The organism is Streptomyces sp. 7R007, assembly GCF_054850255.1.
Genome location: NZ_JBTWMV010000016.1, coordinates 87,284 through 98,965 on the forward strand (window position 1 = coordinate 87,284; position 11,682 = coordinate 98,965).

Annotated in this window: 9 protein-coding genes; 3 read left to right on the forward strand and 6 right to left on the reverse strand. The window is 72.3% G+C overall.

What is annotated here, in order from left to right; all coding sequences use genetic code 11:
- Window positions 1–17: 17 nt before the first annotated feature.
- Both ACYF6T_RS22105 and ACYF6T_RS22110 read right to left on the reverse strand, forming a co-directional pair.
- On the reverse strand, window positions 18–1,658 hold the full coding sequence (locus tag ACYF6T_RS22105; protein WP_461698529.1) for an ABC-F family ATP-binding cassette domain-containing protein: 1,641 nt from the start codon (window positions 1,656–1,658) through the stop codon (window positions 18–20).
- A gap of 38 nt (window positions 1,659–1,696) precedes the next feature.
- Window positions 1,697–2,710 (reverse strand): oxidoreductase, encoded by a 1,014-nt coding sequence (locus tag ACYF6T_RS22110; RefSeq protein ID WP_461698530.1) that lies wholly within the window; start codon window positions 2,708–2,710, stop codon window positions 1,697–1,699.
- 66 nt (window positions 2,711–2,776) lie between these two features.
- Here ACYF6T_RS22110 and ACYF6T_RS22115 point away from each other — a divergent pair, with 66 nt between their 5' ends.
- Window positions 2,777–3,739, forward strand: coding sequence for an FAD-dependent oxidoreductase (locus tag ACYF6T_RS22115; RefSeq protein ID WP_461698531.1), 963 nt, complete (start codon window positions 2,777–2,779; stop codon window positions 3,737–3,739).
- A 10-nt stretch (window positions 3,740–3,749) separates the two neighbouring features.
- On the opposite strand, the gene ACYF6T_RS22120 is transcribed toward ACYF6T_RS22115, so the two are convergent.
- Window positions 3,750–5,708 carry a Xaa-Pro dipeptidyl-peptidase gene (locus ACYF6T_RS22120; protein ID WP_461698532.1) on the reverse strand — a complete coding sequence of 653 codons (1,959 nt, stop codon included), beginning with the start codon at window positions 5,706–5,708 and terminating at the stop codon, window positions 3,750–3,752.
- A 199-nt stretch (window positions 5,709–5,907) separates the two neighbouring features.
- On the opposite strand from ACYF6T_RS22120, the gene ACYF6T_RS22125 reads away from it, so the two are divergent.
- A complete protein-coding gene (locus ACYF6T_RS22125) occupies window positions 5,908–7,389 on the forward strand; it encodes a M1 family metallopeptidase (RefSeq protein ID WP_461698533.1) in 1,482 nt (493 codons plus the stop codon).
- A 38-nt stretch (window positions 7,390–7,427) separates the two neighbouring features.
- On the opposite strand, the gene ACYF6T_RS22130 is transcribed toward ACYF6T_RS22125, so the two are convergent.
- Both ACYF6T_RS22130 and ACYF6T_RS22135 read right to left on the reverse strand, forming a co-directional pair.
- Window positions 7,428–8,330, reverse strand: coding sequence for an adenosine kinase (locus ACYF6T_RS22130; RefSeq protein ID WP_461698534.1), 903 nt, complete (start codon window positions 8,328–8,330; stop codon window positions 7,428–7,430).
- 118 nt (window positions 8,331–8,448) lie between these two features.
- Entirely contained in the window at window positions 8,449–9,903 is a 1,455-nt protein-coding gene (locus tag ACYF6T_RS22135) for an amino acid permease (RefSeq protein ID WP_461698535.1), read from the reverse strand.
- A gap of 217 nt (window positions 9,904–10,120) precedes the next feature.
- On the opposite strand from ACYF6T_RS22135, the gene ACYF6T_RS22140 reads away from it, so the two are divergent.
- The gene (locus ACYF6T_RS22140; RefSeq protein WP_461698536.1) at window positions 10,121–10,834 is read left to right on the forward strand and encodes a MerR family transcriptional regulator; all 714 of its coding nucleotides are present in this window, start codon (window positions 10,121–10,123) and stop codon (window positions 10,832–10,834) included.
- Here the strand turns inward: ACYF6T_RS22140 and ACYF6T_RS22145 are convergent.
- Complete coding sequence (locus tag ACYF6T_RS22145) at window positions 10,811–11,536, reverse strand: SDR family NAD(P)-dependent oxidoreductase (RefSeq protein ID WP_461698537.1); 726 nt, start codon at window positions 11,534–11,536, stop codon at window positions 10,811–10,813. The two genes, ACYF6T_RS22140 and ACYF6T_RS22145, sit on opposite strands and share 24 nt — an antisense overlap.
- Window positions 11,537–11,682: the final 146 nt, after the last annotated feature.

The window sequence follows — 11,682 nt, forward strand, 5'->3', positions numbered from 1 at the left end:
TCCCTGGAGTCGAACCGCTAGCGTTCGGTGACCTTGCCCGCCGAGACCTCCAGGCGGCGCGTGACATGGACGGCGTCCAGCATGCGGCGGTCGTGCGTGACGAGCAGGAGCGTGCCCTCGTAGGAGTCGAGGGCCTGTTCCAGTTGCTCGATGGCCGGCAGGTCGAGGTGGTTCGTCGGCTCGTCCAGGACCAGGAGGTTGACGCCGCGTCCCTGGAGCAGCGCCAGGGCGGCGCGGGTGCGTTCGCCCGGGGACAGGGTCGCCGCCGGACGCAGGACGTGGTCGGTCTTGAGACCGAACTTGGCCAGGAGCGTGCGCACTTCGACCGGTTCCGTGTCGGGTACGGCGGCGCGGAACGCGTCGAGCAGGGTCTCGGTGCCGTGGAACAGCCGGCGGGCCTGGTCGACCTCGCCGACCAGGACTCCGGAGCCGAGGGCGGCGGAGCCCGCGTCGAGCGGGACACGGCCCAGCAGGGCGCCGAGCAGGGTGGACTTGCCGGCGCCGTTCGCGCCGGTCACCGCGACCCGGTCGGCCCAGTCGATCTGCAGGGAGACCGGCCCGAAGGTGAAGTCGCCGCGCCGGACCTCGGCGTCCCGCAGGGTGGCCACGACGGCGCCCGAGCGCGGGGCCGACGCGATCTCCATGCGCAGTTCCCACTCCTTGCGGGGCTCCTCGACGACGTCGAGCCGCTCGATCATGCGCTGGGTCTGCCGGGCCTTCGCCGCCTGCTTCTCGCTGGCCTCGCTGCGGAACTTGCGGCCGATCTTGTCGTTGTCGTTGCCCGCCTTGCGGCGCGCGTTCTTCACGCCCTTGTCCATCCAGGAGCGCTGCATCTGCGCCCGGTCCTGGAGGGCCGCCCGCTTGTCGGCGTACTCCTCGTAGTCCTCGCGCGCGTGCCGGCGGGCGACCTCGCGCTCCTCCAGGTAGGCCTGGTAGCCGCCGCCGTAGAGGGTGATCTGCTGCTGGGCGAGGTCGAGTTCGAGGACCCTGGTGACCGTGCGGGTGAGGAACTCGCGGTCGTGGCTGACGACGACGGTGCCGGCGCGCAGCCCCTTCACGAACCTTTCCAGGCGTTCCAGGCCGTCCAGGTCCAGGTCGTTGGTCGGCTCGTCGAGGAGGAAGACGTCGTAGCGGGACAGCAGGAGGGAGGCGAGCGAGGCGCGCGCCGCCTGGCCGCCGGACAGGGACGTCATGGGCTGGTCCAGGCCGACGGCGAGGCCGAGGGAGTCGGCGACCTCCTCGGCCCGCTCGTCCAGGTCGGCGCCGCCCAGGCCGAGCCAGCGCTCCAGGCTGCTCGCGTAGGCGTCGTCGGCGCCGGGCGCGCCGTCGACGAGGGCCTGCGTGGCGTCGTCCATCAGCCGCTGGGCCTCGGCGACGCCGGTGCGGCGGGCCAGGAACTCCCGTACGGTTTCGCCGGGCCGCCGCTCCGGCTCCTGCGGGAGATGGCCGACGGTCGCCGTCGGCGGGGAGAGCCTGAGCTCCCCCTCCTCGGGCGCGAGGAGCCCGGCCAGCATCTTCAGCAGCGTGGACTTGCCCGCGCCGTTGGCACCGACCAGCCCGATCACGTCGCCGGGCGCGACGACGAGGTCGAGCCCGGCGAACAGGGAGCGGTCGCCGTGCCCGGCGGCGAGGTTCTTGGCGACGAGGGTGGCAGTCATCAGGACGCCGATCCTAGCCGCCGTACCGGGAAGGCCCCTCAGCGCGCCATCGCCTCCACCAGCACGCTCCCCGCGGTCCGCGCCACCACGAAGGACTCGCCCTTGACCGCCTTGGCGTCCAGCGGGATGCGGTGCCGGCCCGGTTCGAGGACGCCGTCGAAGAGCTCGTGGGTGTGGGTGCGGCAGAGGCGGTCGAGGCGGTACGCGGTGAGGCGGACCCGGCACGCCGAGGTGACCTCGATGCCCGCCTCGCCGTCGGCGGCGACCAGCCGGGCGAGCCGGCGCTGCTCGGCCGGGCTGCGGTCCAGGGCGTGCTCGATCTGGGCGACGAGCAGCGGGACGATCGGGGCGAGGCCGTCGACGTAGGCGACGCCGACGCCGGCCCGGGTGAACGCGGCGCGCACGGCGGACCGTTCCTGCTCGGTGACCGCGCGGCCGAAGGCGACGGCGCCGTAGCCGCGCAGTTCGTCGGCGGGGACGTCGTCGGCGTCGTGGGCGATGTCGGCGCCGATGCCGATGCCGCGCAGGGCGGCGGCGAGCTTGGCGAGGACGGCGACGCGGGCGCCGATGAGCAGGACGCGGCGGCGGGTGCCCTGCGCCTCGGCCTCCAGGAGGGCCCGGCGGTACTCGGCGCCGTGGAAGCGGAAGGGCCCTATGCCGTGGTAGCCGTTGAGCTCCAGGTCGGCGTGGTCGTCGGTCTGCCAGGCGAAGTCCCGCCAGACGTAGTCCTCACCGTCCCGCTCGATCACGGCGGTGACGGCCCCGCAGGCCAGGTCCGCGCACTCGGGGCACCCGTAGATGACGTACCGCCCGCCGGGGAGCGGAGCCTGCGTCTCCAGCAGCAGGCTCCGGACCTGCTCGGTGAAGATCGCCGGCGGGATGTCGGAGGCGAGCGGGGAGACGGCGTCGAGGTCGGAGAGCCGGAACAGCAGCGGGCGTCCGTCGACAAGGAAGTCCACGAAGTCCCGGTGCGCCTGGTAGTCACCGTTGGCGAGGACGCCACCGGCCCGCATCGCCGGTGCCAGGCCGAAGGTCGCGTACGCGGCAGACATGCTGTGAGTATTCCCGCCGGGCAAACGCTTCGCGCACGGCATGACGCATTCCGCTACGGTCCCCTCGTGGAGAGCGGAGCGGGCAACGAGGTCGTCGTGGTCGGCGGCGGCGTGATCGGACTGACGACGGCCGTCGTCCTCGCCGAGCGGGGCGTCCGGGTGCGGCTGTGGACACGGGACGCCGTCGAGCGCACCACCTCGGCGGTCGCGGGGGCGCTGTGGTGGCCCTACCGGATCGAGCCGGCCGCGAAGGCGCGCGCCTGGGCGCTCGCGTCGCTGGACGTGTACGAGGAGTTGGCGGAGCGTCCCGAGGTGACCGGCGTACGTCTGGTCGAAGGCGTCATGGGCGAGACCGAGTTGGACGAGGAGGTGGCCTGGGCGGCCGCCCGCGTCCCGGGTCTGCGGGCCTGCACGGCCGAGGAGTACGGCGGGCGGGGGCTGTGGGCGCGGCTGCCGCTGATCGACATGGCGGCCCATCTGCCCTGGCTGCGGGAGCGGTTGCTCAAGGCGGGCGGGATCGTCGAGGAGCGCGCGGTGGCCGCCCTCGCCGAGGCGGACGCGCCCGTGGTGGTCAACTGCACGGGGCTGGGTGCCCGCGCCCTCGTCCCGGACCCGCACGTACGGCCCGTGCGCGGGCAGTTGGTCGTCGTGGAGAACCCCGGCATCCGCACCTGGCTCGTCTCCACCGGCGCCGACGGGCAGATGGCGTACTTCTTCCCGCAGCCCGGCCGGCTGGTGCTGGGCGGCACGGCCGACGAGGACGCCTGGTCCACCGAGCCGGATCCGGCGGTGGCCGAGGCGATCGTACGGCGGTGCGCGGCGCTGCGGCCCGAGATCGCCGGGGCGCGCGTGCTGGAGCACCGGGCGGGGCTGCGGCCGGCCCGGGACGCGGTCCGGCTGGAGCGTGAACCGCTGCCGGACGGGCGGGTGTTGGTGCACAACTACGGCCATGGCGGGGGCGGGGTGACCGTGGCCTGGGGCTGCGCGCGGGAGGCGGCCGGGCTGGCGTGCCCGGCCGCCTTCGCCTGAACGGCCGTTCCTACGGCACCCGGTGGGCGGCGCGCGGGGCCGTCACGCCGTCCAGGGCCGTCGCCCGGGGCGTGGCGTGCGCCGTGCCGGAGGTGGCTGCGGCGAACGCCGCCGCGCCGCCGACCAGCGGGACGCGGGCCGAGGTGCGGGTCAGGTCGAGCGTGAGGGTCGGGGTGTCGGCGGGCGGGTCGATGAGGTCCTTGTCGGTGCCCGCGACGATCAGGGCCAGCCGGTGGCCGGCCGGGACGACGTGGTCGGTGGCCGCGAGGTCCACGGTGAGGGTGTAGGCCTTCCCGGGGGTCAGGGGCCGGCCCGTGCCGTCGCCGGCGTAGGTGCCGAGGTCGGCCCAACCGCGGCTGAAGACCGTGTAGTCGACGTCGGCCGTCTTGGCCTGCGTGGTCCTGAAGCAGGCGCTGTCGCCGGTGGTGCTCTCGCCCCAGCAGGTGCGGTCGGTGAGGGTGGTGATGCCCTCGGCGGCGTCGGCGTAGTCGCGGATGGTGTCCGGGCCGAGGTCGACCAGGACGGCGGAGAGGTGCGCCGTCGGCGTGGTCGGGGTCGCGGTGACCGTGACCGTGGAGGAGCCGGACAGCCGCAGGTCGCGGCTGAGGGGCCCGGTCACGAAACCGGCCTTGTCGGAGGTCGGCGTGTCGATCCGCGCGGCCCAGTCGCTCTCGCCGTGGCCCGGGTCGTCGGTGAAGGTCTCGGTGCCGGTGCCCTTGCCGAGGCCGAGGGTGCCGACGCCCGCCTCGGTGCCGGCGGCCGGGCGCAGGGTCGTGGCGGCGGTGCCGCTGGGCGGCCAGACCCTGGAGGTGACCCACTGGTCGGGCTGGCGTTCGACGTCGGCCATCGGCTCGCGGTCGATGCCGTTGTCGTAGCCGAGGAGTTCGTGGTCGAACCAGCGGTGCAGGGTGTCGACCCAGGCGCCGCGCCGGTAGTCGAAGGGGTCGACGTGGCCGGTCTGGGAGAGCCAGATCTTGCGCTCGACGCCGTTCTTCGCCAGGGCGTTCCACCACTGGCCGAAGTGCTTGGTGCGCACGTTCAGGTCCTGCATGCCGTGCACGAGGAACACGCTGGCGCGCACCTTGCCGGCGTTCCTGACGTAGTCGCGCTCGGTCCAGAACGGTGTCCAGTCGCCGGTGCGCGGGGCGCCGTCGACGATCTTCTGCTGGACGGCGGCGCACCTGGCGCGGGCGTCGGGGCTGTCCACGTAGTCGGACAGCCAGTCCGGGCCGGAGTCGTAGAGCGGGGCGCCCTGCTGGAAGTAGTAGTCGTACCAGGAGGAGATGGCGCTGATCGGGACGATCGTCTTCAGGCCCCTGACGCCAGTGGCGGCCACGCCGTTGGCGATGGTGCCGTCCCAGCTCTTGCCGATCATGCCCGTAGCGCCGTTGGTCCAGGTGGCCCTGGCCGGCGTGTTCCCGGTGCGGGTGGTGTAGGCGCGGGCACGCCCGTTCAGCCAGTCGACGACCGCCTTCGCGGACTGGACGTCCGAGCGGCCGCCGACGTCCACGCAGCCGTCGGAGCGGTTGGTGCCGGCCAGGTCGACGCCGACGAAGGCGTAGCCGCGGGGCACGAAGTAGTTGTCGTAGAACAGCGGCATCTGGACGACGTCGCCATGGGCGTCGTACGTCTTCTTCTGGCTCTCGTTGCCGCGCCCGCAGCAGGAGTAGTACGGGCTGGCATCCATGATCACCGGTATCTTCCGGCCCTGCTGGGCCGGTTCGCGGGGACGGACGATGTCGGCGGCGACGCGGTCGGTCCGCCCGTCGCCGTCGCCGTCGAGTCCGGTGTCCACCCATACGGCCTCGCGGATGGCGTTCGCGTACGAGTAGACGGGGCGGCTCTCCCGCGGGGCGCCGTGCGCCGCCGCGGGGGCGAGGAAGGCCGCCACGAGGACGGCGACGACCGTCGCCGCCAGCGATCTCCAGGTCGTCTTGCGCGGGATCGTGAAGCGCGTGCTTGTCGGCATGCGCGGACGGTACATCGGTCAACTCACGTGCAGAAGAGTGCCTTTCGAGGCGCGAGGGATTCAAAGGGCGTCCAGTCGGGGTCGTTTCATGACGGCCGAATGGCGATCGTGTGACAGCGGGGGCTGTGGACACGCCCGGGCCCACAGGGACTCAATAGGCTCCGAACAGACTTCGTGCCCCTACGACTTGGAGCCTTTCGTGCACCCCAGAATCCTGGCGCCGGGCGCACTCGCCGCGGCCTCCCTGTTGCTGGCGATCCCGGCATCGGCCGCGAGCTACTCCCCCGGCGCTCCGGGTATCGGCGACCCCTACTACCCGTACTACGGCAACGGCGGTTACGACGTCTCCCACTACGACCTGAGGCTGCAGTACCAGCCGGCGACCGACGAGCTGGCCGGCACGGCGACGATCCTGGCCAGGACGACGCAGGACCTCTCCAGCTTTGACCTGGACTTCCTGCTGGACGTCAGCGAGGTGCGTGTCAACGGCACCCCGGCCTCCTTCACCACCTCCGGCCAGCACGAACTGGTCGTCACACCCAGGACGCCGCTGGCGAAGGGCACCTCGGTCACCGTCGTCGTGCGCTACAGCGGGGTACCGTCCACGAAGAGCGCGTACGGCTTCTCCACCTGGCACCGCACGCCGGACGGCGCGGTCGCGGCGGACGAGCCCGAGGCCGCGTGGTGGTGGTACCCGAGCAACGACCACCCGCTCGACAAGGCGACCTACGACGTGTCGGTGGCCGTGCCGGACGGCACCCAGGTCATCTCCAACGGGCTGTTGCAGTCGACCAGTTCGAAGCTCGGCTGGACCCGCTGGAACTGGCGCGAGAACAAGCCGCAGGCGACGTACCTGACCACGCTGGCCGTCGGGAAGTTCGACATCACCACCGGTACGTCCGAGGGGGGCGTGCCCGTCGTCAACGCCTACAGCACGGATCTCGGCGACAACGACGGGGCCGCACGGGCGAGCGTGGAGCGCACCGGGGAGATCGTGGACTGGCTGAGTGGCTACTTCGGGCCGTATCCGTTCAGTTCGGCGGGCGGCTACGTGCCGAACACGACCACCGGGTACGCGCTGGAGACGCAGACGCGCGTGTACTACAGCCCGCGGCAGTTCGCGAACGGCTCCAACACCTCCGTGGTGGTGCACGAGCTGGCCCACCAGTGGTACGGCGACAGCGTGTCGCTCAAGGGGTGGAAGGACATCTGGATCAACGAGGGGTTCGCCCGGTACGCGCAGTGGCTGTGGTCGGAGCACGAGGGTGAGGGGACGGCGCAGCAGCTCGCGGACTACGTCTACGACTCGCATCCGGCCGACGACGCGTTCTGGACGGTGAAGCCGGGGGATCCGGGGCCGGACGACCAGTTCGACATCGCCGTGTACGACCGGGGGGCGCTGGCGATCCAGGCCCTGCGCAACGAGGTCGGGGACGACGCGTTCTTCGCCATCCTGAAGGGGTGGCCGCGCGAGCACGCCTACGGCAACGCCTCCGTGGCCGACTTCGAGGCGTATGCCGAGCGGGTGTCGGGGCGGTCGTTGTCGGCGTTGTTCGACACGTGGCTGTTCCAGCCGAGCAAGCCGGCGGCGCCCGCGGCACGCAGTGCGGCGATCGCGAAGGCGGGGGCCGCGCAGCCCCGGTCCTGGAAGAAGATCGCGGCGACGAACGACGTGCACTGAGAGTAACGCGCACTGAAGGCAGCGGCGCGTACGCAGAGTCAGCTCTCGGCCGCCCTCGCCTGTAGGTCCTCCCGGCGTATCGGGGCCGTCTCCGTCGACGGCACGGTGCAGGCGTGGGCGCCCGCGATCGCGCCGTACCGGGCGCTGCGCAGGGGCGTTTCACGGTTGAGCCAGCCGTAGAGGAAGGCGGCGACGAAGGCGTCGCCCGCTCCGTTGGAGTCGATCACCGGGGCGGGCGGCGTGGCCGGGGGCACGTGGGTGAGTTCGTCGTCGGCCAGCAGGTACGCTCCCTTCGCGCCGGCCATGGCGACGACCACCTCGGCGCGGCCCCGCTCGGTGATCCGGCGCATCGTGCGCTCGGGGTCGGAGAGGGCGGCGGCGGAGAGGAAGACCAGGTCGGCGGCGTGGGCGAAGGGCTCGTGGTAGGTGTTCTCGCCGTCCCAGTCGTGCAGGTCGGTGGAGAGGGTGACGCCCGTCTCCAGCAGCGCCGGCAGGGCGTCGGCGCAGGGCTGGGTGATGGAGACGTGCGCGTGGCGGCTCGCCGCGGCCCGTTCGCGCACCAGGGCGTCCGGGAGGCGGGCCTCGCCCGAGGTGCGGCTGGCGTCGTAGAGGGAGAGCCGGCGGCCGTCGGGGGACACCAGGTTGACCGCGCGCTTCGTCCCCGCGGGCTCCGGGACCGCGGTCAGCGGAATGCCCCGCTCCTCGTGCAGCGCGCGCACCAGGTCGCCCTCGGGGTCCTCGCCGAGCACGTCGAGATGGTGTACGCGCAGCCCCAGCGCGGCCAGCCCCAGCGCCACGAAGTCGCCGGTCTGCCCGGCGCGGGTCTGTATCCCGCGCTCGATCTGGTAGCTGTCGGCATACGGCAGCGGCAGCTCCGGCACGTACACCACGGTGTCGACACCCGCACCGCCCAGCACGAGCACGTCAGTCTCGCGGCTCACTTGCGACCTCCCGCTCCACGGTGGCGCCCCGCACCGACGGCGCGGTGGCGTCGTGCCGGATGTGGATGATCTCCGGCACCACCCCACCGTAGCCGTCGGCACCGACAACGGCGGCCGGTTACCGGGACGCTTCCGCCCGCTCCCGGCCGGCCCGGCGGCGGATGCCGAACCAGCCGGCCGCCAGCATCGCGGCGACGACCGGGATGAGCAGGAGGGTCTTGCGGCCCACCTCCGGGTCGTTCCACATCAGGGCCAGGACGGCGAGGAGGAAGGTGATCGTGGCGACTTCCGTGACCGGGCTGCCGGGGAGGCGGAAGGCGGGACGGGTCAGCAGGCCCGCCCGGGCGCGGCGGACGAAGACCAGGTGGCAGATCATGATGATCACCCACGTCGACACGATGCCCAGCGAGGCCACGTTCAGCACGATCTCGAAGGCCTGGCTGGGCACGAGGTAGTTGAGGCCGACGCCGAGGACGCAGACCGCGCAGGTCAGCAGAATGCCGCCGTAGGGGACCTGGCTGCGGTTCATGCGGGCGGTGAAGCGCGGCGCCGAGCCCGCCATGGCCATGGAACGCAGGATGCGGCCCGTCGAGTACAGGCCGGAGTTGAGGGACGACATCGCCGCCGTCAGGACCACCAGGTTCATCACGTCGCCCGCCGCCGGCACGCCGATCCTCGACAGCACGGTGACGAAGGGGCTCTCGTCGGCCGAGTAGACCGAGCCGGGCAGCAGCAGCGCGAGCAGGACGACCGAGCCGACGTAGAACAGGCCCACCCGCCACATGATCGAGTTCACCGCGCGCGGGACGACCTTCTCCGGCTCGGCGGTCTCGCCCGCGGCCACGCCGACCAGCTCCAGCGCGGCGTACGCGAAGATCACGCCCTGCATGACGAGGACGACCGGCATCACGCCGTGCGGGAAGACACCGCCGTGGTCGGTGATCATGCTCAGGCCCGGTGTGCGGCCGCCCACCTCGTGCCGGGTGGCCAGCAGGAAGACGCCGATCAGCATGAAGGAGACGAGCGTGACGACCTTGACGATCGCGAACCAGAACTCCATCTCGCCGAAGATCTTCACCGAGATCAGGTTCACGGCCAGGACCACCGCCAGGGCGATCAGCGCCAGCGCCCACTGCGGGATGCTCGTGAACAGGCTCCAGTAGTGCGTGTACAGGGCGATCGCCGTGATGTCGGCGATTCCGGTCGTCGACCAGTTCAGGAAGTACATCCAGCCGGCGACGTAGGCACCCTTCTCGCCGAGGAACTCGCGCGCGTACGACACGAAGGAGCCGGAGGAGGGGCGGTAGAGGACCAGTTCGCCGAGGGCCCGGACGACGAAGAAGGCGAAGACGCCGCAGACGAGGTAGGCGAGCGCCAGGGCCGGGCCCGCGGTGTGCAGGCGGCCTCCGGCACCGAGGAAGAGACCGGTGCCGATCGCGCCGCCGATGGCGATCATGTTGACGTGGCGGGCCTTGAGGTCCTTGCTGTAGCCGGCGTCGCCCGCGTCCGCGGGCGTCGGGGCCGCCTCGGTGCGGCGGGCGGCCGGTGCCGTGGTCACGGCGTCCTTGCTCACGGGTGGATCCACTCTCTGGTGCGCCCGAGCGGGTCGCACTCGGGTGTCCGGACGTATGCGGCCCGCGCCCTGGGTGGAGGGTGCAGGTCAACGCGCCACCTTCCCCCGGACACCGGCGCGCATGCGATGGCGTAGATCACACAGCGGTGCTTCTCACAGGGACCCGCGCCCGCTCGCGAGGTTTCGCAGTACTGGTGTGACAGCGATACTGCTGCACATGACGACCGACACCGGGGAGCCGACGCTCACGATCGACGAACTGGCCGCGCGGGCCGGCACCACGGTCCGCACCGTCCGCTTCTACAGCACCAAGGGCCTGCTTCCCCCGCCGGTCATCGGTCCACGTCGGGTGGGCCACTACGGGCAGCAGCACCTGGCCCGGCTCGCCCTGATCGAGGAGCTGCAGCACCAGGGCATGACGCTGGCCGCGATCGAACGCTACCTGGAGCAGCTGCCGCCCGACCTCAGCCACCACGACCTGGCGATCCACCGTGCCGTGGTCGCCTCCTGGGCGCCGGACACCGTGGAGAGGGTGACCGGCGAGGAGCTGCGGCGCCGGGCCGGGCGCCCGCTGGACGGTGACGACGTGGAGCGGCTCACCGCCATGGGCGTCGTACGGCCGGACGGCGACGCCTACCGGGTCGACGCGGGTCTGCTGCGGCTGGCCGTGCAGCTCCTCGACGTGCCGCTGTCCCATGAGGCGATCCTCGCGGCGCGCACGGTGCTGATCGAGCACTCGCGCGCGGCGGCCCGCGAGCTGTCGCGGCTGTTCCGAGGCGAGGTGGCGGAGCGGGCCGAGCGGGACGTCAAGTCGCTGTCCGCGCACATGCAGCCGCTGGTGGTGCAGGCGCTGCTGACGACCTTCCAGCGGTCGCTGACGGAGGAGGTGCGCGGGTGGCTCGCCCCGTCACAGGAAGGCCGAACCCCCTGACACGTTGAGCGTCTGCCCGGTGAGGAAGCCGCTGCCCTCGTCCACGACGTAGAGGAGCGTCGAGACCAGGTCCGAGGGTTCCGGTGTCCGCGGGACGGCCTGCCGGCCGCGGACGGCGTCGAAGCCGCCGTGCGCGCCGACCGTCCGCTCGGCGGTGGTGGTGCGCACCATGCCGGGTGCGATCGCGTTCACGGTGATGTCGTACGGGCCGAGCCCGGCGGCGAGCGCGCGGGTGAAACCGATCAGGCCGCTCTTCGAGGCGACGTAGGGCACCATCGTGGGCGGCGCGGAGAAGACGGCGGCCGAGGCGATGTTGACGACACGGCCCCACCCGGCGGCCTTCAGATACGGCAGCGCGGCCCGGGTCACCAGGAACGGCGCCTCCAGGTTGACCCGCATCACCCGGCGCCACTCCTCCAGGGTCGTCTCCTCGAACGGCCCCTCGGGATAGACGCCCGCGTTGTTGACGACGACGTGCAGCGTGCCGAACTGGTCGATCACCCGCTCCAGTCCGGCCCGCACCTGCTCCTCGTCGGTGACGTCGGCGACCAGCTCCAGATAATCCAGAATCCGTCCGGCGGTCCCCGTCTGGGGAGCGCGGTCGAGGCCGGCGACCCGGTAACCGCGCCCCGCGAGCGCGACGGCGAACTCCTGCCCGAGGCCCTGTGCCGCACCGGTCACCAGGGCGGTACGCGTCTCCATGCGCCGAGTGTGATGACCCGTCAGCCCGGCGGCAAGAGCGCGTTCCACTCCACAACTCGGTCCCCGTCGCCCTGATGGCTGGGCAACGGCGATCACGCAGTCGGCCGGCTCATGGCCGCCGAGGCGCTGAAGCGGCTCGGCAGCCG